Genomic DNA, 21,214 nt, shown 5'->3' on the forward strand with positions numbered 1-21,214 from the left:
AGGTGCCGGTCGGCGCGGGGCGCAACCGACCCGGCCGGCTGTCCGGCGAAGGCCTGCGGCGCCCGCGGCTGCGATCCCCGTCGCACCGCCCCCACCTGCGGCGTCGCACTCCACGCCCCTGCCCCGCGCCCGCCCTCGCGCATCCGGACCGCACTGTAGCGGCCGGCGGTTGCGCGGGCCGCCGCGGTCGCGGCACCGCGGGTGTAACGGGGGTGGCCGCACCCGCGGTGCCACACCCGTGACCGTCCGGTCCGGCAGGCGGTTGCACCGGTATGACGACTTCCCCGCTGAACTGGCCGCCGCTGCCCTTCCCGACCGACCGTGCCGAGGACGAGCCCGCCTCCGGGTCCGACGAGCAGGTGCCCGGCCCCGTCGAGCTGGCGGCGCTCCACCGGGGCCGCGACGCCGGGGAGGCCGCAGCCGCGTGGGTGCGCGAGCTGGCCAGCCGCCAGGAGGACGAGCGCCACACCCTGGCCCTGGAGCACGCGGCCGCGGGGATCGAGCGGGCCAGCCACCAGGAGGTGGTCCCGGGCGGTGACGGCCAGCTGGCCGAGGAACTGCGCTACTCGCTCGGCGCGGACGTGCTGCTCGGCGCCACCTACACCGGCGCCCTGCCCGACCTCGCGCCGGGCGAGCGGATGCCGCTGGTCGCGGTGTGCGCGCTCGCGGCCGCCATGCCGTCCTGCGTGCTCGGCGACCTGCCGCGCGAACTCACCCTGCTCGCCGACGAGCTGGACGCCGCCACCGCCGCCGGCCGCGCCGCCACCACCGCCACCGGCTTGGCCGGGTGAGCACGACCAGGCGCCGGGCGCTCGGGCCGGCACCGCACGGGTGCTGGCCGACACCGTCCGGACGCCCCGCACTCCGCCGCCGTGGTCACCGGCCGCCAACGCCAGCCGCACCAAGGACGTCCGCTGGCGTCGGGCCCGCGCCACGCTGCTGGAGGCCATCACCCGGCACCACCACGACCCCTTGCCCGACGAGGAACCCGACGCCCGTGCCCAGGCCACCCCCGGCGAGCGCGCCGCCTCCCAGCTTCTCCACCTGCGCGAGGCGACCAGGCCGTCTGGGAGCGGTGGCGCGCTCTCGTCACCGGACGGCGGGATCGCCTTCGCCCCGCTTGCTGAAGCGGCGAGGCCGCCCTGGCTGGTGGGGCCTCGCCGTTCTCGGACCTTCCTCCGCGGTGGCTGGCGTTAGGACGTAGGGGACGGTTCTTCAGGGGGAGGGAGTAGGCAGGGGGTGATGACCCGCAGGTACATGCGGTCCGCGGTGCCCGACGTGGACGCTGTCGCGGAGTAGCGGCTGCTGGGGTGGAAGGCGTCGACGAGCGCGTCCGGGTTGCCGTCCACGGTCTCGCGGTAGCCCTTCACCGTCAGGCCTTCGCGGACCAGCATGTCGCGGACCTTCCTGACCACGTCCGGGTGCTGCGCACGCGGCACCGTGCTCTTGACGCTGTACATCAGGATGTACCGGTCGTCGGAGGCGGTTTCGCCGTTCTTGCCGGTGCAGGGGGTGAAGAGCGCGTCGATGGTCGACGTGTCGGTCTGGATTCCGGCGGTCTGGGCCATGTGCTCGGTGATCTGGTGCGCCCAGGCTTGAGCGTCGGCCTTGGATTTCACGGGTGGTGTGTCACTCCTGTCGGCGGGATGGGCGGACGAGCATCCGCTGAGTACCGTGAGCAGGAGCGCGGTGGCGGTGAACCACCGGGGGGTGCGGGATACGCTGGCAGCCATGGTGCTCCTGAGTCGCCGGTCGGCGGTTGGGTGGACTGGTTGCGGGGTCAGTGCGGGACTGTGGGGGCGAGCGTCGGCGGGCGGCCCGCGATGATGCGTCCCTGGTTGTTGAGGCTTTCGCTTGCCCCGTTGGGGCCCATGTCCCAGTAGCCGCCGTGTCCGCTGGTATCGATCTGGATGCGTTGCGCGTCGAAGTCCCTGTACTGGGGACTGTCGCCGAGAACGGTGCCGGTGACCATCTGGATGAAGTCGTCCTTGGCCGTGCCGACCCAGACGTGCTTCGGGTCGACGTTGAGCTGCCACGCGCCTCGCACTCCCATGCCAGGGCTGCCGAGCGCGAGGAGGTCGTTGGCGTTCGCCCCGCCGTCGCGTGCGGCCACCCCGACGACGTAGCTGCCGTAGCTGTGCCCCATCAAGGTCAGATGCGAGCAGGTGCCGTTCTCGCCCTCGGCCACCCGCAGGCCCTTGGTGAAGTTACGCAGCAGGGGTGCCCCGGCATCTCCGCGGTCCCCCTCGGCTACCGAGCCGTCCAGCCAGTTCGGTGTCTCGTAGCCCAGCCACGAGACGACGGCGACGTTCTGGCCGTCGGATTCGTCCTCGGCGGCCTTCTGGAGTCGCCGGATGTGGTCCATCTGCCCCGGTACTCCGGCGAAAACGGTCCCGGTACCCGGTACGAAGACCGCCGTGTGCTGGGCTTTGTCGGGGTTGCCCGTGGCAACGATGGCTCGGCCGTTGTGTGCCTCGGGGTCGAGTCCGAGCAGGAACATCCGGTGTGGCTCCACGTTCCCGTCGGACGCCGTCAGCTTCTTCTGGATCTCCTCCATGGCAGCGATCCGCGACTTGTACTCGTCTTCGTCGATGCCGAAGTCGGTGGGCTTCCCTGTCCGGTAGGCGTCCAGCTTCTCGTCGAGCACCAGGCGGTTCGCCTCGTCTCGGACAGTCGCGGGAAGACCGTCGAGCCTACCGATCTTGTCGGGGTGCAGGGCCAGGTAGGCCTCCTGCTGTTCCGGGGTGAGCCCCTTCCACCACGCGGCGGACTTCTCCGGGTCCTTGCCGTCCGGGATGTATGGGTCGACCAGGCCCAGGTCCTGCATCGCGGCGGCGGCAGCATTCTTGGCCCCGGCGAGTGCGCCGTTCACCCGGGTCGGGTCAAGGGCATTAGAGCTGAGCCGACCCAGCGCCGTGTTGCCCTGATCGCTCGCCGTCTGGGCGTCCTTCAGCGCGGTGTTGATCCGGTCCTGGAAGCCCTTCACCTCCGAACCGAGCTGCTGCCGTGCTTTCTGTGCCTCCGGGTCGTTGTGTTCCCCCTTTCCTTCGGGCGGGAGGCTGACGACACCGTCGGCAGACACGTTCAGGCCGGCGTCCACCGCGCGGTTCACGGCGTTGGTGAGGTTGGTCTGCGCCTGGTAGATCCGGTCGGCGACGGTGGTGAGCACCCGAGCCGCAGCGTCCGCCTCCATCTTGACGATGTTCAGCTGCTGCTCCGTCTTCGCCATGTACGAGAGCGCGGCCTTCGCATCGTCCCCCTCCCAGGTGCCGGCCAGCGGTCCGGTGACCTGGCTACGATGCCGCTGGCCGATGCTCTCCCCGGCGTGACCCAGTGCCGTCCAGGCCTTCGCCGCGTCATGCAGGCCGTGCGGGTCGAACCTCGTCAGGAGTTCGTAGAGGCTCACTTGTCCCCCTGCGGTGCGACGGCCCACGCACCGGCGATCGCGCGGTCTTTGTGCTCATGGGCCGTGGCGTTGGCGTTCAGGTTGGCCGCGGTGTCCGCGAGGCGCTGACGCAGGTCACCGAGCGGCTGGGACCAGCCGGTGCCCAACTGCGCCAGTCCGCCGGCGATCGACCAGCCGGCGAGCTGGCCGGAGACGGTCTCGCTGGCGGTCACCGCGTTCTGGACAGGCGTGCCCAGTTCCTCCCCCAGACCCTTCGCGATACCTGCGGAGGCCCGCAGGTCCGTCGGCTGAACTGCAATCCTGCCAGTGGCGTTGTCACCCATGTGGGTTCCCCTCCCCGAAGATGGACGCCTAGTCCCACTCCCCCGCAGGACGCTAGACCTGCTGTGTGCGCTACGCATCCGTACAGATACTCAGATGCTACGGGCCGCACCCACGAACACCCCCGGCTCGGGAAGAACCCGCCCACCCAGCGGGCCGATCCGTGGAGCGACGCCTTCGACGGCCTGGACGACGAGGACGTCCTCGGCGAGACGCCACCAAAGCGCGCTCCTTCGGAACCAACCCGGCAGACGCCGTCGACGAGCTGGTGGGCAGCATGTTCGGACAACTGGCCCCTGGCAGAGCGCGATCGGCGAACTCGCCAAGCGCTGATCGAGGCCATCACCCGACACCACCACGGCCCCCTGCCCGACGAGGAACCCGACGACCGGCCGTGGTGATCACTTACGCCCGGGGCGCGGGAGAATGACCGGGTGACCAGCACCCAGCCCCTGCCCCGGGGCCTCACCTCTCTGATCCCCGACGCCCGCGCCCAGGCCACCCCCGGCGAGCGCGCCGCCTCCCAGCTTCTCCACCTGCGCGAGGCGACCGTCCCGGTGCCGGTCCTCGCCGCGGCCGCCGAGTTGATCGTGCCCCAGCTGAAGAGCGAGGACCCGGCGACCCGGGAGGCGGCCGGCGCCGTCCATGCCCGGCTGCTGGCCGCGATCGACGGTGCCGCACCGGGGCGGTAGCCGCCTGTCCCGTACTACGAGAAGCGCGGCTCGTCATTTTCGGGTGCAGACATGCCAAGCAGGGGCCCGGCGCGCGCCCAGGTCCTGTCCGGTCAGAACCAGTGCGGCCGGTAGGCCCGGCCGCGCTGGGTCGGGCAGGAGTCGCCGGGTGTGAGGGGGAGGTCGCCGGCGTCGTGTGCGGCGGCGATCTCGGGGTCGTTGAGGAGCTTGCCCCTGAAGTGCCACTTCGGCGAGCTCTGGTCGGGTTCCCAGCCGTCGGTGATCTCGTAGACGCGCTGGACGATGCCGTCGACGGCGATCACGGCGTAGCGGGCCTTGCGGCGGACTTCCTCGCCGACGGGCCAGGCTCCGCGGTCCGCGTCGTACTGTTCCTCGCCGCCGACTTCCCCGTAGCCGTCGCGGTGGACGCGGTTGCGGCGGGAGATGACCACCGCGACGTGCTCGCCGCGGGCGAGGTGGCCCCAGCGTTTGGAGGCGGCCTGCCAGCTGAATCCCCAGGCCTGGCCGAGGTCTTCGAAATCCGCGCCTTGTTGGAGCGCGGCGACGGCGGCCTGGGCGGCGGCGGCCTGGCAAGCCTCGTCGATCTGCTTGAGTACGGCCAGGAGGCGAAGCTCGCCGGCGTGGGAATCGTTGGTCGCTGGGTTCCGCGTTCGGATCCAGTCCTGGGCCAGTTGCCCGACCGCGCGGATCAGCTCTGCCTGTTCGGCCGTGGGGGGCTCGGTTTCCGGTTCATCCATGGGGCAACTGTAGTTGTCATTTGACGACCACGTCACCGCGAATCATTATTGAAGTTGTCCCATTGGATTCAGTGGTGTGCTGCCGCATGCCGAGCGCGAAACGGGAGCGGTAGTGCACGAGAAGCGGGACGCTGGCACGACGGACCTGTCCGATGCCGAGCACGGCACCGTCCTGAGCGGCGTCATCCTGCCGTCCTGGACCCGCAACGCCGTGCCGCAGAAGCAGCCGGTGGTGCTGCTCGTGGCAGGCCCGCCCGGCAGCGGGAAGACCACCCTGGGCGATCTGCTGATGCCAGTGCTCGATCTGCGCGGCGGCGCCGTACGCGTCGGCGCCGACCTCTACAAGGCCGCGCACCGGCACTACGAGGCGCTGCTGGGGAAGGACGTGCGCACCGCCGGTGTCCTCGTCCGGCCGGACACCCGCCGCTGGCAGGCCGCCGTGGAGGAACACGTGCGCGCCCGCCGTCTGGACGCGCTCGTGGAGACTGCCCTCGCCGACCCCGACGAGGCCCGTGCCCAGGCGCTGGCGTACCGGGCGGCCGGGTACCAGATCGAGGTGGTCGCCGTGGCGTGCGCCCTGGCGTGGAGTCAGCTCGGCGTGCTGGAGCGCTACCTCGGAGACGGCGACGGGGCCGGGCGGTACGTGTCGTGGGCCAACCACGACGAGTGCGCCCGCCAGCTGAGCCGGACCCTGGGCGTGCTGGAGTCCGAGCACCTGGTCGACCGCGTCACCGTCGTGCGGCGCGGCCTGGAGCCCCTGTACGGCAACGAGCTCGTCGACGGGACGTGGGCACGGCCGCGCGGCGCGGCCCGAGCGGTGGAGGCCGAGCGGGCCCGATGGTGGGACGCCGTGGAGACCGCGTCCTTCCGCCGGGCGCTGTCCGGTGCCGAACGCGCTCTGGTGCGGGCGGAGGCACGGCTGCCCGCAGACCAGGTGCTGGCCGTCGTACGGAATGCGGAGCGGGTCGCCGCGCTGGCCGAGCCGGTGCGGCGACCCGCCCAGCCGATCGACGGGCCGCCCGGCGTCGACTACCACCGGCTGTCCGCTGACGAGCACGAGTGGACCTTCGAGACCCTGATCGTCCCCGACCTCGGGGAGATCGTGGCGCAGGAGCGGCCCGTGGTCGTGTACGTCATGGGGGCACCCGGAGCGGGCAAGACCCAGGCGACGATGATGGTGCGCCGAGCACTGCGCGCACGGCGGCCGGTGTGGATCGCGGGCGAGCTGTTCAAGGCGGCCCATCCCGACTACTTCCGGCTGCTGCGCGAGCACCCGCGCACCGCCTCGGCCCGGATCCGCGCGGACTACAAGGCGTGGCAGGCCCGGGCCGAGGCGTACGTGCGCCAGCGGCGCGCGGACGCGGTGATCGAGATCGCCCCCGGCAGCGCGGCCTCCTTCCTCGACGACGCCGCCGCGTGGCGCCGGACCGGGTACCGCGTCGAGCTGCTGGTCCTGGACGTCCGCGCGGCTGACAGCCGCCAGGGCACCGCCCTGCGCTACGCCGAGGTCAGCCGGTGCGGCACCCGGCCGGGCCGGTTCACCACCGCCACCGGACACGACCGGTGCCTCGCGGCGGTACTGGACTGCGTTCAGGCCGTCGAGGAGCAGCACCTGGTCGACCACCTCAGCGTGGTGAGACGCGACGGAACCGCCGTCTTCCGCAACACGCTCGGCCCCGACAGCCGGTGGGCCGGTCCGGGCGGTGCCGCACTCGCCGTCCGGGCGGGGCAGGTGCGGCCCTACACCGAGCAGGAGGCCCACCGATTCCTCGCCCACCAGCGCGAGCTGCGCATGGCGCTGCCGCAGTACCGGCGGGACATCGACGCGATCACCCGCCTCGCCTGGCCTCTGCTGCCGCCCGCACTCCAGCCCGGTCGGCTCGCCTTCACCCCGCCCGTGGCGCTCCCGGCGCCGCGCTCCTACGCCCCGGTGATCTCGCTGAGCCTGGCGTCGTAAAGGGCCTCGATCCGCTCCAGCTCCGCCCCGGTCATCTCCGGCAGGTCGCGCAGCGCCTTGGTGCTGGCGGCACGCTCGGCCAGCAGCCGCTCGACGCGCTCGGGGTCGGCCACGGGGCGCCGACGCTCGGCATGGATCTGCTCGGTGTACCAGGCCGCGACTTCCTCGATCTTTTCCGCGATCCGGCGGCGAGCACCGTCTCGCCCGGTGCTGTCCGGTGTGCCGGGGCCGGCGCCCGCGCTGGCCAGGTGGGCAGGGGGTTCAGGGTCGTGCACAGCAAACCGCCTCGTTCTCGAAGATGCGCAGGCCAGCGCGTTCTGACAGGACGGAGCCTACGGTCCCCGCTTGGTTGTGCCTGCGCCCGGCCGGCGCGGCCCGTAAGGGCGTAGGTTGATGCCTGGTCAGGTCTGTGCGGAGGGGGAGTCGTCGATGACGGGGCGGGATCTGAGGGCGCTGTTCGGTTCGAATGACCGGAGCCTGGGCACCGAGGAGGCGTTCACCAACCGGGAGAGCCAGTGGGCGCAGGTCGCGGCCGCGCTCGCCGAGCACCTGGCCCACGTGACCGCTGACGGCTTCGACGTCCAGGACCTGGAGACGGCCCGGCGCAACATCCTCGTGTTCCACGGCATCGGCGGCGTCGGCAAGACCACGCTGTCGCGGAAGCTGGAGGCCGCGCTCACCGCGACCGAGCACCGGCCCGCGCAATGGGGCGAGCCCACCTGGCCGCAGGCGCCGCGGCTGCTGCCGGTACGCATTGACCTCTCCCGTTCCGCCGGGACGGACTTCGAACGCCTCGTCCTCACCCTGCGCCTGGCGCTCGCTGGCCTGGACCGCGCCCTGCCCGCGTTCGACCTTGCGCTGGGCCGATACTGGGAGCACAACCACCCCGGCGAGAGCCTGGAGGAGTACCTGCGCCGTGCCGGGCTGGTGAGCCGCTTCGCGAAGGCGCTGCCCGGCCAGGTGCAGGCCGCGCTGTCGAAGGCCGCCGAGGAGCTCGCGCTGCCCGGCATGGTCGGCTCCGCGGTCGGGCAGGTCGCCACGGCCGTCGTGCGGGCGGTACGCGAGCGCCGCACCACTACCCGGGCGCTGGCCGGCTGTCCGCGGCTGGCGGACCTGCTGGAGGCGGAGCCGGACCTGGAGGCGCTCTCCTTCTATCCGCACCTGCTCGCCTACGAGGTCCACCGGCTGCCCGCGAAGCAGGCGGTCGTGCCGGTGGTACTGCTGGACACCTTCGAGGACACCGGGGACCGCACCAACCGTGACCTGGAGCGCCTGATCCAGCGCGTGGTGTGGTTGATGCCGAACGTCCAGTTCATCGTCACCGGCCGCAGCCGGCTGCAGTGGGCCGACGAGGCGCTGCAGGGGCAGCTCGACTACACCGGGCCCGCGGCCTGGCCACAGCTCGCCGCCCACATCCCCTCCGCCCGGAACGCCTCCCGCCCCGAGGCCGGAGACGGCGCCGGAGCCGTCCTGGCAGGCACCCGGGCAGCGGCCGACCGGCAGGTCCTGATCGGCGACTTCAGCCCCGAAGACTGCGAGGACTACCTCGCCCGACGCCTCACCACCGCCGACGGCCGGCCCCTGATCGGCGACGACCTGCGCCGCGTCATCACCGCCCGCTCCCACGGCCTGCCCCTGTACCTGGACCTCGCCGTGCTGCGCTTCCTGGAGATCCGCCGCACCCGCACCCCCGAGCCGGCTGACTTCGACCACGACTTCCCCGCCCTCGTCGCCCGCACCCTCCAGGACCTCACCCCCGACGAACGGCACGTCCTGCGCGCCGTCAGCTTGTTGGACGCCTTCGATGTCCCGCTCGCCGCCACGGCCGCGGGCATGGCCCACCAGGCTGCCGCCCTGCGCCTGGCTGAGCGGCCCTTCGTCCGCGAAAACCCGCTCGCCATGTGGCCCTACCACCTGCATGCGGTGGTGCGCTCGACGATCCGCCGGGCCGACGACCACACCGACGACCGCTGGTCCGACCAGGACTGGGCGAGCGCCGCGGCCCGGGCCTTCGATGCGATCGGCGACCAGTGGGCCGTCGGCACCAGTCGTGGCCGGACGCTTCTGGTCGCCTGCCTGCGCCAAGGTCTGGCCCTCGCCCGGGACCACCGCCTCGACCTCGGCTGGCTCGCCGCCGCGGCCTGGTCCTACGTCTCCGACTCCGTCTGGGAGCCCCTCGCCCCGCCCGCACCCGCCGGGCAAGCCTCCGCCGACGACCCGGCCGGTGCCGTGGCGGCGCTGGAGACCCCGGCCGACGCCCTGGTGGAAACCCTCAGCGCGCTCGCCGCCCGCCAGCGCGAGCACCGCACCCGCACCGCCGACCGCCTCACCCGCGTCGTCGACAGCTGCCTGCTCCCGGCGGATCTGACCGACATGGCCCTGTACTACCGGGCCAAGGCCCGCCGCGACCTCGGCCGCACCAGCGCCTCCCGGCAGGGCATGCAGCAGGTCGCCGCCGGTGACACCCGCCTCGCCCCCGCCGCCCGCCGGGGCCTGGCCCACCTCGCCCGCCTCGACGGCGACTTCCCCGCCGCTCTCGCCGCCGCCCAGAACCTCGGCTGGGCCGGACGCCAGCACCGCGTCCTCGGCGACCTGTGGTGGGTCCACGCCGAGATGGACCAGGCCGCCGCCGCCTACCTCGCCGCGCGCACTGACGCCGAGCAGCACGCCGTCGCCGGCGAACGCGCGACCTCCCAGGCGCAGCTCGCCTTCGTCCGCGCCTTCACCGACCCGGCCGCTGCCGACGACGACCTCGACCTCGCCGCCCAGCTCCTGGCCGGCCTCGACCTGCGCGCCACCACCCTCACCACTCGCATCGCCGCCCTCCTGCGCGACGCCGGCACCGGCGGCCAGGACTTCCTCGACCGCGCCACCGTCCTCGACACGGAGGTCCGCGCCTCCGGCGTGCGCGCCGCCCGCACCACCCTCGCCCTCGCCGTGTGCTTCCACCACGCCGTCCTCGACGACAACGACGCACTGGACACCGCGATCCGCGACCTCGACCACCTCACCCGCGGCCACGACTACGCCTACTACACCGACATCGCCCACTTCATGGCCGACCGCGACCTCCAGTACCCCTCCGACGCCCGCTGGTACGACGGCCCCGACGCCGTGCGCGCACGGTGGCGCTCTCTCGTCACCAGGCGGCAAGGGCTGGTGTACGGCACACACTGACCGACCCGGCAAGGAGGCAGAGTGAGCAAGATGACCAGCGGCCCGGCGGCCGCCTGGCACCCCGGCATGACCACGGCCGGCAAAGACGACATCCGTCACATGAAGCCCAGTCAGCGCAACAAGTATCGGCGTCAGGGCTTCACCTGGACGGAGATCAAGAAGATCGACCAGGCCATCGGCCGCGGCGACGCCACCGTGACCCTCACCTCACCCGAGCGCGAGATCACGCTCACCCTGCCGCAGCCACACCGCCCGGCCCGGGCGCCCGGCCCCAAATAGCAGGCCCACCTGCCGCTGCCCCTGTCCTCCGGTCGTCCCGGGACGGCCGTCTCCCTGTGCTCCGTCCCCATGTGTGCCCCGCCTTCCACGGGGAATCCATCCCCACCAGGGGAGGGACCACGTGATCACCACAAAGGGCACGACCGATCCACTCAAGGCACTGCGGCGTCTGCTGGAGACGCTGGACGACGAGAGGCTCACGGCGGCCTGGGCGAGAACCGAGGCCCGGCTCAGGGCTGAGGCCCGGCTCTCGTTCGAGGCCATGGTGCCGATGGCCCGCGCCAGCGCGAGGACAACGCCCGAGGACCTGGCCTCCGCCCGGCTGATCGTCGCCCGGGACGAGGCGCTGGCCGGCCTCGCCGCTCTCGCCGCGGAACTCACCACCGCCAGCAGGGTCCGTATCCGCGTCGTTCTCGGCACCCCCGGCAACAACCCCCGGGACGACAAGCAACGACGCGTCCTCGCCCAACTCATCGCCGAACACACCGTCACCACGCTCCGCAGGCTCTACCACTGCGAGCACCCCGACCCGGCCGCCGCACTCCCCCTCGCCAGGAACGCCCTCGAACCGATCCTGCGCTGGAGCGGCGACACCCGGATCCTCTACGCCCAGACCCACCAGTTCAAAGCCTGGTCCACCGCCCTGGAGCACACGCTCACCGCCCTGACACCACCGTCAGCCCTGCAAGCCGACAACGAACCGCGGGTCCGCTCCCTTCCGAGGCCCGGACCCGCAGCACAGCGAGAACAATCTGCTCAGTCGACCCGCAAGACCCGGGAGACGTAGATCCGCGGCGGATCCGAGTCCTCGTTCACCGCGTACTCCACCAGGCCCAGGTCCCTGCGCAGGGGCGCGGAGTGCATGCCGGGTCGGCCGGGGACGGGCATGCTCAGGTGGGGGAAGGGGGTCTCGCGGAGGTCGACGAGGAAGGCGACGACGGCGGAGAACACGTCGGCGGGCGTGTCCGGGTCGCCGAGGAACTCCTCGACGGCCGGGGAGACGGTGACCGGGTCGTCCTGGTCGTCCGGGAACTCGTCGTGGTCGTCGCTCACTGGGCCCCGAGCCGGCGAAGGAGCGCGGAGGCGGAGGTGCCGGCGGCGGTGCCGGCCTGGACGGCGGCATGGATGCGGTCGCCCTCCGGGTCGCGGTAGAGCTCCGCACGCAGCCACCAGCGCTTCAGGACGCCCCCGATCGTCTCGACGTCGGCTTCCCCCATCTCCCGGTAGAACTCCATCCGCTGCGCGGGCGGGAGCGCGGCGGCGACGGCGTCCTGGGTACGCGGGATGGGCTGCTGGCCGTCGTGGTGGCCGTGCAGGGGCGCTGCGCTCACAGGTCCTCCGGGCATCTCGTACGGGCGGGCTCGGTACCAGTGTCCCCCTCCGGCGATGTCGGTCGGTACCCGGGTCGTATGCCGGGACGTCCGGGGACGCCTGAGCTGCGGCCGGTCCGGCCCACGTAGCTCTCACCGCGCCGTGCAGTCACTGCGCAGGCCTTGTCATCCGGGGCGATGGGCGGCGCGTTCAGCTGGGGGGGGCAAGCTGCGGACTGGGCGGCGCTGCTGCCCTCCCAGAAGCGGCGGGGGTGGAGTTGGTAGTGCCGCTGCGCGGGCTCGTCTTGAGGTGCCCTGTGCTCCCCGTGTGCGCCCTGGCGGTCAGCCGACCGCGCGGAGCCGGGAGCGGCCGGCCTTGGGCGGGGCGGCCTGGTAGTCGGGGATGAGGATGGGTGGGACGCCTTCGCGGGCGGCGCGGGCCATGGCGGCTTGCATCTCGAGTTCGGAGCTGTAGCCGGCGATGGCGGGGTGGAGGCGGTAGCGGTAGCCCTTGCGCAGGACGAGGCCGCGTTCGACGAGGAGGGTCATGCCGCGGCTGACGACGGAGGGGAGGATCTGCAGTTCTTCGGCGATGTCCTGCTGGGTGATGGGGACGGCGCCGCCGGGGTTCTGCCGTTCGACCATGACGGAGAGGACGTTCGTCGCGGTGGGGGTGAGTTCGAGGCGCCGCAGCATCCCGAACAGGTCGGTGACCATCAGCATGCTGGCGACTCCTTGTCCCTGTTCCGGAGGGCTTCCAGTCCGATGATGTCAGGGAATCCGTTCTCCAGAGCGAGGGCCCGGAGTTCGGCGAGGAAGCTCTGCTGCTCGTCCCCGTTGCCTTTGTACGCGATGAGGGGGTTGAGCTGCCAGGTTCCCCGGCCGACGCTGCGGATGTAGTTGCGGGCGGCGAGGTGCTTGAGGGCGGGGCTGACACTGGAGCGACTGGTGCCGATCTCTTCGGCGATCTCGCGCTGGATGGCGTGGCAGACGCCGCGTTCGGCCCGGCCGACGATGTTCGACAGCACGGCGCACTGGAGCTTCGTCATCTCGCCGGACATGAGGGCCTGGGGAAGAACGTAGCGGGCGAAGTAGCGGCTGAGGAGGGCGTAGCCGTCGGCGCCGAGGACTTCGTGGGGGGCGCGGCGGTAGAAGCGGGTGCGGGCTTCGTAGACGCCGTTGGGGAGGTCTCCGGCGTAGCCGCGGACGATTTCTGCGGCGAGGTCGCGCTGGTGCTGGGGGCCTGCGGGCTGGAGTCGCGGCTGGCGGGTGCGCCCGGGAGGTTGCCGGCGGGTGGTGTCGCGCTCTGCCTGTGCCAAGACCGTGATCCTTTGCTGATGGTGTCAGCGTCACGCTACACGTCCTTCGCAGCAGTGCGAAGGATTCTGCGTGTTGGTGCGAAACACGTGTCGCGGCTGCCGGGGAGCCGGTGGCCGGGCCGGTGGTCCGACCTGGGCGGATGATCACGACGGCCGCGAGTGGGCGTCAGGCAGGACAGACCCAATGTTTCGCAGTTTTGCGAAACATTGGCGCCGAATGTCGGCTCCCAGTGGCACTCCAGACCACGAAATGTCGACGGAGCCATACCTTTGATTTTCCAAGTTTGCAGCTCAGAGGCATGATCACCCGGAAACCCTCTTACATAAAAAGGCCCGCCGACCTCCGCCGAACCCAACGTCAACACCTCTGCCACCCTCCTTCTCCTACCTCCGCACCCACCCAGCCCACCACCGCCACGCCACACCCCGACAGGCCACTTCACAGCTCCCGAAGGTCAACAAAGTGCAGGCCAAGTGGGATGTGGCGTCGCCAACCACTCGGTGGGTGCGCAGGCCGAAGTACTTGGCGCAGACCGAGGCGGCAGGTGCTTCGACCCGGCACTGACACCGGCCGCCTTCTCGATGGCAACTGCCCAGTGGCCGGGCCGGCCACGGCCCGGTCCGGTGCGGTGACGGGCCGACGGCGGGGCCGGCCACGGCCCTGACGGCGGACCGGCGGCGCAGGGCAGGCGGCAGCGCATGTCCAGCCCGCGCAGGGCTGGTGGGGGGCGCGGGGGGAGGAGCCCCCCGCAAGGTAGGCGGGTCCAGCGCCGCCGGGCGCTGGCCACGGGTGCGGGGGCGGAGCACGCCGCGCCCAGCCACCTAAGCTGCCGCGGTCCGCGTCGGCTCGCAGTTGCCGCCCGTTCCCGGCCGGGCCGGCAGGGCAGGTGGCCCGCCGGCCTGGGGTGGGGAAGACCGAAGGGGAGGTCGGGCGGCGGCGCCGGCAGACCGGCACAGGTACCGTCACGGCATGCACGCCGATCCCCCCGACCACGAGTCGCCCTCCAGCCCCGGGGCCTTGTCCGTCGAGGACCTCATCGACCAAGCTGCCGACACCGCCGTACGCACCGGCGATCCCGCCGCCGTCCGAGCCCTTCTCGACGACCTGGACCAGCGGGGCACAGACGCCCTGTGGGAGGGAGCCCTGGTCTGCCTGGCGATGCTCTCCAGCCGCCCGGTCTACGGCCGGCTGGACGAATACGCCAGCGTCGCCCGGCTGCGCCAGGCCGCGACCGCGACGCCGGACCGGGTGACGTCCATGGTGCTGGAGCTGCTGGCCGTTCACCGAGAGCTCGGTGTCCGAGCGGCTCACCTGGTGTGGGAGGAAGCCGACGAGCCGGTGCGATCGGTGGCGTTCGTCCAGCTGCTGATCACTATGTGCTCCGCCGTCGGGACGGAGAGCGGCCGTCTGTCCGCACCCCACATGGTGCGGCTGGTCAAGCAGCTGGTGATCGGCGCCCGCTGACGGCCGGCACCCTCGGGCGGTTGGGTGTGCCGGGTTCGGACGACCGAATTTCAGGGGTCATGACATGCGAAGTCAGCGTCATCAGCCGTCCTCGTTCGGCTCTCACCAGCAGTGGTCCACTGAGCTCTCGCTCGATCCGGTTGATCTGCGTGGCAAGGGTGAACGTGTTGAGGCCGAGGCCGCTCGCTGCAGCGCCGAGCCGCAGCGCAGGGGCGGGGCCGACACGGACGACGTCGATGGCCCGGACGGTGCCGGGCCGCCCTGCCGTCGGCGGCTCGGGTTTTGTTCACTCCTTCTGCTCCCGACCAGGGGAAAGCCGAGGGACGCCCGACCGGTCTGTCGGTGCGCGGTCCTACGGTCCCGGTGTGACCGATACTGACACCGCAGCTCTCACCGCGGCCTGGCAGCACTTCAGCGCCTGGCTGGCCGCCCATTCCCCCGACGACCACGCGGCCCTGCGCCCGCCGGCCGACGCCGGGCGGATCACACGCCTGGAGGAAGGACTCGGTTTCACCCTGCACCCCCAGCTGCGCGCCCTACTCGAACTGCACGACGGCCTCGCGCAGCCACCCGACGGGGAGACGTACCCCGCGGGATCCTTCCTGCCGCTAGGACACCGGCTGATCCCCACAGAGCACATCCTCACGCGCCACCGGGAGTTCGCCGAGGTGCTCCCCGGGGAGACCTTCGGCCCCGAGAACTGGCGCGTCCTAGTCAGCCACGCGCACTGGTGGGTACCCATCGCGCTGCCGAACGACGGGGGCCTGCTCTTCGTGGACCACCTCCCCGGCCCCGTCTACGGGCACGTCTACGAGATGGGCCTCGGCTCAGGCGACGCCGCTGGCAGCCTCTGGGCCACCGGCCTCACAGACATGTTCACGGCCCTGACGGACAGCCTGACCACCGGCCGGCCGTTCCACCACTTCGTCCCGGACACCCACCGACACGCCCCCGGACACCACCGCATCGGCTGGCGGGTCGTGCTGTAGTCCCGTCGGGACGGCGCACCGGGATTCCGGCCCGGGCGGCGGGACGGCGACCGAGGCGAGGACGGCCTCCGCGAAACGCCGCGGGCCTCAGCCGGTGGCCGGCTGCGCCAGCGCGGGGTGACCCGCTTTTGATCCGCCGTCGTGGTTAGTCGTCTCCCCGTTGCCGACACTCGGTGCACTGGTCGTCTTCCCCGCCTACGCGGGAAGGACTGCGCCGGCTGACCCCCGCGGGTGCGATGGTGGCTTTGTTCACGAGAACGCACATGTTCAGCACTTCGGGTTCTGGCTCAATTTTTGGGCTCTGTCGCTGATTGAGGGGTCTCGGCTGCTTGATCATGGTGATAGGAGGATGCGACGGCGTAGAAGGTCGAAGTTGGCCCGGCCGTACATCTGCCTCTTCAGTAGCTTGATCCTGGTGACGTTTCCCTCGGCTGCTCCTGAGGTGAGCGTGGTGTTCAGTGCCGCGAGAACGGCTTCGCGGTCGCGTCGGATCCCGCCGGCCAGGGTCTGGCCCTCGACGTCTGACTTGCCGACGTCCGCCTCGACGGGCAACCAGAACTCCGTCTGGGGTGGATCATGCAGCGCCGCCGGTTGGCCCGCGACTACGAGACCCTGCCGGCCAGCTCCGAAGCCATGATCCACATCGCCTCGATCGACAACCTCACCAAGCGCATAACGGACGAGACCCCACCAACCTGGCGAGGAACCTACTAGAACATAAAGGGCAATCCACTCACTTCAAACGCCCTCTGAGAGCCACTGCTTCAGCGTGAGCGGGAGCCAGGGCTGGGCCGTTCGTGGCGGTGGCGTACTCGGCCGTGGAGGGCGTTCCGATCGAGGTCGGCCGGCCGTGGATGTGCCGGGCGTCCTCCGCGATGTCAATCGCGACCAGCCGCTCGTTCAGTTCCGCCAGCGACTCGACCGCGGGAGGCGGGACCAGGTGCTTGCGGCGGAACCGGCCGCCCTCGTACTCCACCCCGCCCTTCTCGTGGGCGCCGTCCTCACCGGGCGCGCAGTAGAACGCCGTTCCGTTGGTGTTGCCGTCAAGGCGAACGGGATCCTCCACTGAAATATGTTTCAGTGGAGGATCCCGCTATACTTCCAAGTCCAGTTCTTTTTGTGCACTTCTGGACTATCAGGGAAGGTGTAACAGCTAGCCCTGAAATACTTCCCAAGATAAGTTCGGGGCCAGCCATCCGCCTGCTGAGCAGGTTGCTGCGAGGATTATGCGGCAACCCCTACATCGATCGCGCGAAGGTCTTCGCCTCTTCCAGGACGGATGCCACCCTCTCGGCCCTCGGGGCGATCGCAATGCCCGCACGTTCCAACATTACAATCGAGGCGAGAAGCAGGCCGCGCATCAAACCATGCTGTACGGGGTGTCGCGTTGAGGCGTAGCACTCGATCAGCCCTTCGACAAAATGATGGAATACTTCCACATCGACGGCGCATGTGTCATCATCCGCAGGCGCCAAGCCATTGGGACGCTCGATTAGCTGTGCTGCAGCATCCGCGAAGGATACATACCAGTTTCCGATGCGAAGGGAGGGCTCCCATACCGTTTCCCCTGCGACCTCGAAATAGTAGCTCACTGGGCAAACTCCAGTCTGATGTCCACGCCAGGGTTCGCCTTCCTTAGATTGTCAATTTGCGATTCAAGCGCAGAGCGGAAGCGCGGGTCGATCGAAGAGTTGGTTAGCCGGAAACCGATGGGGGCGTTTTCGTATCCAGGCATGTACTGGCGCGCCTCGAGATACTTCTTCAGCTTTCCGTCAATCTGCTTGGAAATCCACGTTTCATCACCGTAAATTGCACTCTTCTCTTCCCAGAGCACGCCATTGCTGATGTGATCAATGTCGGTGACCCTGTTTCCGGTCGTCGGGTGGTACACATCATAATCTCGCTCGCCCTCAAGGCAGCCAAGGCCAGTGTTGTGCACCAGCACCGGCGTTTCCCCGGCCAAAACATAGTAAGTGTGGACGCTGTCGACGGTGAGGTTGTAGGCAGGCTGGAGGGTGGTCCAGTGCCTGGTCGCAGTGATGCCCACAGCTTGGCCGGTAGCGGTGCGCAGGGTGTCATCGGTGGTGAGGTCCGCGGCGTCGCGCCAGGCACTCTGGTTCTCGGCCCAGAAAGGGTGGTGGGCTGTGGACACAACAGTGCCGGGCGCACCGGTCTCGGAGGCAACGGTGAGCTCGGTGAAATCGCGATCGTCGGGCGTGTAGATGGTGGCGTCGACGCGACGGGTGGTGGTTTTACCAGTTTCAGGATCGGTGGCGCGCACCTGATCGCCGATGCGGATCTGCTCGATCGGGCGGGCGGACCCGTCAGCCATCAGGACCGGGGTACCGGCGGGGAAGCTGTGCGTCTTCGGAACCTTCCGCGCGCAGGCTTCCGCCAGCTTTTTCATCTGGCGGAAGCGCGCCCCTTCGAGGAGGCCTTCGACGCCTTCCTCGGCCTTCTTCAATATCGCGAGCTTGCCGACGGGCAGGACCGTGACGATGGCGGCGGTGCAGCTGCCGAGTCTGGGATTGTCGACGCAGGCCTTGATGTCGTTGAGACCGGTGAGCTCCCAGACAGCTTTGTTCAAGGTGGGGTCGATCGTCGGCGGAGGAACGTAGAACTGCCCGCCCGAGGACAGAGCGCAGGGCAGGAAACCGCGGATCTCGTGGTTGACCGGGGGTTCGCAACGCTTCTTGGAGCGTTCCTGCTCGGCGCGGCGCTGCGCCTCGGCCTTGGCTGCCTCTTCGGCCTTGCGCTGCTCCGCGGCCTTGCGCTCTTCGGCGGCCTTCTCGGCCTGGCGCAGTTCCAAAGTGGCCTGCCAGGCCTGGGACGCGAGGGCGTCGGCTTCCGTCGAGCTCTTGCCGGCAGCCAGGGCAGAGGCGCGGGCGTTGGCCGCAGAGTCGGTGGCCTGCGCAGCGGAGGTACGGGCGTAGGACGCCGAGAACCGCGCACTGGCGGCCGATTCCGCGGCGGCGGCCGCATCGCGGTTGGCGGCGGCGGAGGCGTTGCGTGCCGTGGCGGCCGACTTCGCCGCCCTCGAAGCGGATGACTCTGCGCTGGTGGCGGCCTTGGCCGCGTCCTGCGCGTAGCCCTGCGCCTGCTGCGCGGACTTGCCGGCTTCGGTGGCGGCCGCCTGGGCCTGGTCCTTCGCGTTGTTGGCGGTCAAGGCGGCCTGGGCGGCGATCCAGCGGTTCTCCTGGGCCTTGGCCGCGCTCTGGGAGGCCTCGGCGATCAACCGCTGCATCTGGTCGACGTGGTTGTCGGTGAGCTGGTCCTTGCGGGCGGCCATGTACTGGCCGACCTGGACGAAGTCGTGCAGCTCATCCGCGGGACCGGCCAGCGCGATCTTCGCCGCGGCCTTCATCTCGGGCCCGCCGGCGTTGTACAGCTTGGACGCCGTCACCTGCTCGTCGTCGTTCTGGGCGGCGTACCGGCCGTTGGCGAGGAAGGCCGCACGCACCTTGGGATCCTCGGCGGCGAGAGCCTCCTTGGCGGCCTGCCTCACGCCAGGCCCGGCGGCGTTGTAGATCTGGGAGATGCGGACCTGGTACTCGGTGTCCGCGGCGGCGTACTGACCGGTGGTGTAGAAGTCCGCGACCTCCTGGTCGCTGCCCTTGAGGGCGTTCGCGGCCGCGGTACGCACGTCTTCGTACTCGCTCTGGGTACTGATCTGGCGGACGTTCTCGCGCATCTGCTGCTGGGCGGCCTGCTTCCAGCCGGTGCGCAGGTACTCCAGCATCCCGTTGTCATCGCCGGACAGCGCGCGGGCGGCCGCTTCCTGGCTCCACGGGCCGCTGCTCTTCATAGCCTTCAGGGCGAGGGAGCGCCCCTTGGCCGCCACGGCCTTGGTGTCGGCGCCGGGCTTGGAGGCCTCGGCCGCCAGGTCCGCCGCCGTGGCGTCCAGGCCCCTGTTCTCGATCGTGCTCGCGGCGGCCTCGGTGACGAAGCTGTCGGTCTGGTCCTTCTCGGACTTCGCGTTCTCGATGTCGGCGGCGGTGCGGGTGGCGAGGTCCTGCGCCTCGGCGGCCCGGGCGACCGTGAACACCGTCTGGGCGGCCTTGACCGCCGCGCTGGCGGTTTCGGCCGCGTTCTTCGCGGCCTCGGCCTGCCGGTTCGACTCCGCGGCGTAGTCGGCTGACTGGCCGGCCCGGTCGGCGGCCTGGTCGGCCGCGTTCGCGGCATTGGTCGCGTGGTTGGCCGCCGAGTTCGCGGCGTCGCGGGCCTCGTAGGCTGCGGCGGCCGACTGGTTGGCGAGGGTCTGCGCGGCGCCGGCGGCACGCCGGGCCTCGTTGGCGTGGCGACGGGTCTCGGCGGCCGCCGCAGAAGCCCGGCCAGAGCTCACCCCGGCCGCCTTCGCGCTGGCGTTCGCGGCATCGGCTGCGTCCGCGGCGGCGTCCGCGTTGGAACTCGCACTCAGGGACGCCTTGGCCGCCTCTCCCGCGGCCTTCGAAGCGTCACCGGCCGCGTTGGCGGCGGCTGCGGACTTCGCGGCGAAAGCAGCCGTCATGCGGGCGGCGCCAGCGGCATTCCGAGCGTCCTCGGCCTTGCCCGCGTCGCCGGCGGCGGCGATCGAGGCCTTGTAGGCCACGGAGGCGGCGTTCGCGGCCGCTGCCGCGGCGCTCGCCGTCTGCGCCGCCGCGAGTGCCGCGACACGAGCCGAACGGTTCGCGGCGCTCGCCGCGTTGATGGCCTGCTGGGAGGCGCCGGCCGCAGCCCGGGCGGCGTCAGCGGCCTGCTGGGCCTTGGCCGCGGCCTTCTGGGAGTCGTTCCTGGCCCCCTCGGTTTCCTTGGCGGCCGCCTGGGCGAGTATCAGGGCCTGGTTCGACGCCTGGACAGCCCCGACCGAGGCCTGCTCCGCGGCCTCCTTGGCGGCCTGCGCCTGGATCCCGGCCTGCTCGGCCTGTTGCGCGAGCTGTTCGATGGTGGCGTGCTCCTGGTCCCGGTTGCGGGCCACGAACTGCCCGACCTCCAGGAACTCCAGGACGTCCTCCGGCCCTCCCATCAGGGCTGCCTTTCCCGCCGCCTTCACCGCGGGGCCGCCGGAGTTGATGATCTGAGAGACCAGGACCTCGTTGTCGGTCTCACGCTCGACGTACTGACCGGCCTTCAGGAAGTTCGCGACGTCCTCGGGGGTTCCCTTCAGAGCCGCCTTGCCGGCTTCCCTGACCCCGTACCCGCCGTAGTGGACGACGCGGGAAGCCTCAACGGCTTGGTCGTCCTGAAGCGCTGCCTTCCAACCGCTCTTCAGGAACGCGCGGACCTCGTCCGGGGATCCCTTGAGCGCCTTCTTCGCGGCCTCGCGCACACCCGGACCGCCCACGTTGAAGATCTGGCTGACCTCGACCAGGTCGTCGTCCTGCTGGATCTCCTTCGCTCCGAGGAGGAACTTCCTCACGTCCTCGTCGGAACCGGTCAGTGCGACCTCGGCCGCGGCCTTGACCCCGGGTCCGCCAGAAGTCCACAGAACCACGACCGCCTCGCGGCCGGCCGTCGCGTACCAGTCGTCGACTCCGTCGGCCACAGCCGGAGTGCTCCCGAGCAGGCCGGCCGCGAGTGCTACCG

General features: G+C 70.9%; 22 protein-coding genes and 1 pseudogene. 10 read left to right on the forward strand and 13 right to left on the reverse strand.

The features are described from left to right. The first annotated feature begins 272 nt into the window (after window positions 1–272). Complete coding sequence (locus ACZ5OX_RS34810) at window positions 273–791, forward strand: hypothetical protein (protein WP_465635735.1); 519 nt, start codon at window positions 273–275, stop codon at window positions 789–791. Window positions 792–831: 40 nt separating this feature from the next. Further along, window positions 832–1,197: a hypothetical protein gene (locus ACZ5OX_RS34815; protein ID WP_465635737.1), complete on the forward strand. Its 366-nt coding sequence runs from the start codon at window positions 832–834 to the stop codon at window positions 1,195–1,197. Here the strand turns inward: ACZ5OX_RS34815 and ACZ5OX_RS34820 are convergent. From ACZ5OX_RS34820 to ACZ5OX_RS34830, 3 genes are all read right to left on the reverse strand, one after another. Next, window positions 1,194–1,619 (reverse strand): hypothetical protein, encoded by a 426-nt coding sequence (locus ACZ5OX_RS34820; protein ID WP_465635739.1) that lies wholly within the window; start codon window positions 1,617–1,619, stop codon window positions 1,194–1,196. The genes ACZ5OX_RS34815 and ACZ5OX_RS34820 overlap by 4 nt on opposite strands. 161 nt (window positions 1,620–1,780) lie before the next feature. Beyond that, on the reverse strand, window positions 1,781–3,406 hold the full coding sequence (locus ACZ5OX_RS34825; RefSeq protein WP_465635740.1) for an alpha/beta hydrolase: 1,626 nt from the start codon (window positions 3,404–3,406) through the stop codon (window positions 1,781–1,783). After that, window positions 3,403–3,729: a hypothetical protein gene (locus ACZ5OX_RS34830; RefSeq protein WP_465635742.1), complete on the reverse strand. Its 327-nt coding sequence runs from the start codon at window positions 3,727–3,729 to the stop codon at window positions 3,403–3,405. Before ACZ5OX_RS34830 ends, ACZ5OX_RS34825 begins: the two co-directional genes overlap by 4 nt. Window positions 3,730–4,161: 432 nt before the next feature. Here ACZ5OX_RS34830 and ACZ5OX_RS34835 point away from each other — a divergent pair, with 432 nt between their 5' ends. Next, on the forward strand, window positions 4,162–4,419 hold the full coding sequence (locus ACZ5OX_RS34835) for a hypothetical protein (protein WP_465635744.1): 258 nt from the start codon (window positions 4,162–4,164) through the stop codon (window positions 4,417–4,419). Between the two features lie 92 nt (window positions 4,420–4,511). On the opposite strand, the gene ACZ5OX_RS34840 is transcribed toward ACZ5OX_RS34835, so the two are convergent. Further along, complete coding sequence (locus tag ACZ5OX_RS34840) at window positions 4,512–5,156, reverse strand: hypothetical protein (protein ID WP_465635746.1); 645 nt, start codon at window positions 5,154–5,156, stop codon at window positions 4,512–4,514. A gap of 112 nt (window positions 5,157–5,268) precedes the next feature. Between ACZ5OX_RS34840 and ACZ5OX_RS34845 the strand changes: the two genes are divergently transcribed. Further along, window positions 5,269–7,113 (forward strand): zeta toxin family protein, encoded by a 1,845-nt coding sequence (locus tag ACZ5OX_RS34845; RefSeq protein WP_465635748.1) that lies wholly within the window; start codon window positions 5,269–5,271, stop codon window positions 7,111–7,113. On the opposite strand, the gene ACZ5OX_RS34850 is transcribed toward ACZ5OX_RS34845, so the two are convergent. Continuing rightward, window positions 7,077–7,388, reverse strand: coding sequence for a hypothetical protein (locus ACZ5OX_RS34850; RefSeq protein ID WP_465635750.1), 312 nt, complete (start codon window positions 7,386–7,388; stop codon window positions 7,077–7,079). The genes ACZ5OX_RS34845 and ACZ5OX_RS34850 overlap by 37 nt on opposite strands. A gap of 154 nt (window positions 7,389–7,542) precedes the next feature. On the opposite strand from ACZ5OX_RS34850, the gene ACZ5OX_RS34855 reads away from it, so the two are divergent. The 3 genes from ACZ5OX_RS34855 to ACZ5OX_RS34865 all read left to right on the forward strand — a co-directional run bounded on the left by ACZ5OX_RS34855 (window position 7,543) and on the right by ACZ5OX_RS34865 (window position 11,356). Further along, window positions 7,543–10,290 carry an ATP/GTP-binding protein gene (locus tag ACZ5OX_RS34855; RefSeq protein ID WP_465635752.1) on the forward strand — a complete coding sequence of 916 codons (2,748 nt, stop codon included), beginning with the start codon at window positions 7,543–7,545 and terminating at the stop codon, window positions 10,288–10,290. A gap of 21 nt (window positions 10,291–10,311) precedes the next feature. Then, window positions 10,312–10,569, forward strand: coding sequence for a hypothetical protein (locus ACZ5OX_RS34860; RefSeq protein WP_465635754.1), 258 nt, complete (start codon window positions 10,312–10,314; stop codon window positions 10,567–10,569). 121 nt (window positions 10,570–10,690) lie between these two features. After that, window positions 10,691–11,356: a hypothetical protein gene (locus ACZ5OX_RS34865; RefSeq protein ID WP_465635756.1), complete on the forward strand. Its 666-nt coding sequence runs from the start codon at window positions 10,691–10,693 to the stop codon at window positions 11,354–11,356. On the opposite strand, the gene ACZ5OX_RS34870 is transcribed toward ACZ5OX_RS34865, so the two are convergent. The 4 genes from ACZ5OX_RS34870 to ACZ5OX_RS34885 all read right to left on the reverse strand — a co-directional run bounded on the left by ACZ5OX_RS34870 (window position 11,326) and on the right by ACZ5OX_RS34885 (window position 13,198). Further along, window positions 11,326–11,622, reverse strand: coding sequence for a hypothetical protein (locus ACZ5OX_RS34870; RefSeq protein WP_465635758.1), 297 nt, complete (start codon window positions 11,620–11,622; stop codon window positions 11,326–11,328). The two genes, ACZ5OX_RS34865 and ACZ5OX_RS34870, sit on opposite strands and share 31 nt — an antisense overlap. Continuing rightward, a complete protein-coding gene (locus ACZ5OX_RS34875) occupies window positions 11,619–11,900 on the reverse strand; it encodes a hypothetical protein (protein ID WP_465635759.1) in 282 nt (93 codons plus the stop codon). The genes ACZ5OX_RS34870 and ACZ5OX_RS34875 overlap by 4 nt, the downstream gene beginning before the upstream one ends. A gap of 321 nt (window positions 11,901–12,221) precedes the next feature. Then, window positions 12,222–12,602: a MarR family transcriptional regulator gene (locus ACZ5OX_RS34880; RefSeq protein ID WP_465635761.1), complete on the reverse strand. Its 381-nt coding sequence runs from the start codon at window positions 12,600–12,602 to the stop codon at window positions 12,222–12,224. Beyond that, window positions 12,596–13,198, reverse strand: a complete 603-nt coding sequence (locus ACZ5OX_RS34885) for a replication/maintenance protein RepL (RefSeq protein WP_465635763.1) — start codon at window positions 13,196–13,198, stop codon at window positions 12,596–12,598. Before ACZ5OX_RS34885 ends, ACZ5OX_RS34880 begins: the two co-directional genes overlap by 7 nt. Window positions 13,199–14,168: 970 nt before the next feature. Between ACZ5OX_RS34885 and ACZ5OX_RS34890 the strand changes: the two genes are divergently transcribed. Together ACZ5OX_RS34890 and ACZ5OX_RS34895 are read left to right on the forward strand one after the other, a co-directional pair. After that, on the forward strand, window positions 14,169–14,663 hold the full coding sequence (locus ACZ5OX_RS34890; protein WP_465635764.1) for a hypothetical protein: 495 nt from the start codon (window positions 14,169–14,171) through the stop codon (window positions 14,661–14,663). A 365-nt stretch (window positions 14,664–15,028) separates the two neighbouring features. Continuing rightward, a complete protein-coding gene (locus ACZ5OX_RS34895) occupies window positions 15,029–15,652 on the forward strand; it encodes an SMI1/KNR4 family protein (RefSeq protein ID WP_465635766.1) in 624 nt (207 codons plus the stop codon). 333 nt (window positions 15,653–15,985) lie between these two features. Here the strand turns inward: ACZ5OX_RS34895 and ACZ5OX_RS34900 are convergent, their stop codons facing one another. Further along, window positions 15,986–16,204 carry a transposase gene (locus ACZ5OX_RS34900; protein WP_465635768.1) on the reverse strand — a complete coding sequence of 73 codons (219 nt, stop codon included), beginning with the start codon at window positions 16,202–16,204 and terminating at the stop codon, window positions 15,986–15,988. 3 nt (window positions 16,205–16,207) lie between these two features. Between ACZ5OX_RS34900 and ACZ5OX_RS34905 the strand changes: the two are divergent. Next, window positions 16,208–16,366: pseudogene (locus tag ACZ5OX_RS34905) on the forward strand (IS5/IS1182 family transposase); the annotation flags it as partial. A 19-nt stretch (window positions 16,367–16,385) separates the two neighbouring features. On the opposite strand, the gene ACZ5OX_RS34910 reads toward ACZ5OX_RS34905, so the two are convergent. The 3 genes from ACZ5OX_RS34910 to ACZ5OX_RS34920 form a co-directional block, all read right to left on the reverse strand. Continuing rightward, the gene (locus ACZ5OX_RS34910; RefSeq protein WP_465635769.1) at window positions 16,386–16,718 is read right to left on the reverse strand and encodes a hypothetical protein; all 333 of its coding nucleotides are present in this window, start codon (window positions 16,716–16,718) and stop codon (window positions 16,386–16,388) included. A 172-nt stretch (window positions 16,719–16,890) separates the two neighbouring features. Further along, window positions 16,891–17,244: a DUF6086 family protein gene (locus tag ACZ5OX_RS34915; protein ID WP_465635771.1), complete on the reverse strand. Its 354-nt coding sequence runs from the start codon at window positions 17,242–17,244 to the stop codon at window positions 16,891–16,893. After that, window positions 17,241–21,173 carry a polymorphic toxin-type HINT domain-containing protein gene (locus tag ACZ5OX_RS34920; RefSeq protein ID WP_465635773.1) on the reverse strand — a complete coding sequence of 1,311 codons (3,933 nt, stop codon included), beginning with the start codon at window positions 21,171–21,173 and terminating at the stop codon, window positions 17,241–17,243. The genes ACZ5OX_RS34915 and ACZ5OX_RS34920 overlap by 4 nt, the downstream gene beginning before the upstream one ends. Between the last annotated feature and the right edge of the window lie 41 nt (window positions 21,174–21,214).

The organism is Kitasatospora sp. NPDC032121, assembly GCF_055580145.1.

Excerpts from the sequence above, each read along its gene's own strand:
- ACZ5OX_RS34810 (WP_465635735.1), top strand. The coding sequence starts at position 273 with ATGACGACTTCCCCGCTGAACTGGCCGCCGCTGCCCTTCCCGACCGAC.
- ACZ5OX_RS34830 (WP_465635742.1), bottom strand. The coding sequence starts at position 3,729 with ATGGGTGACAACGCCACTGGCAGGATTGCAGTTCAGCCGACGGACCTG.
- ACZ5OX_RS34840 (WP_465635746.1), bottom strand. The coding sequence starts at position 5,156 with ATGGATGAACCGGAAACCGAGCCCCCCACGGCCGAACAGGCAGAGCTG.
- ACZ5OX_RS34855 (WP_465635752.1), top strand. The coding sequence starts at position 7,543 with ATGACGGGGCGGGATCTGAGGGCGCTGTTCGGTTCGAATGACCGGAGC.
- ACZ5OX_RS34880 (WP_465635761.1), bottom strand. The coding sequence starts at position 12,602 with ATGCTGATGGTCACCGACCTGTTCGGGATGCTGCGGCGCCTCGAACTC.
- ACZ5OX_RS34890 (WP_465635764.1), top strand. The coding sequence starts at position 14,169 with ATGCACGCCGATCCCCCCGACCACGAGTCGCCCTCCAGCCCCGGGGCC.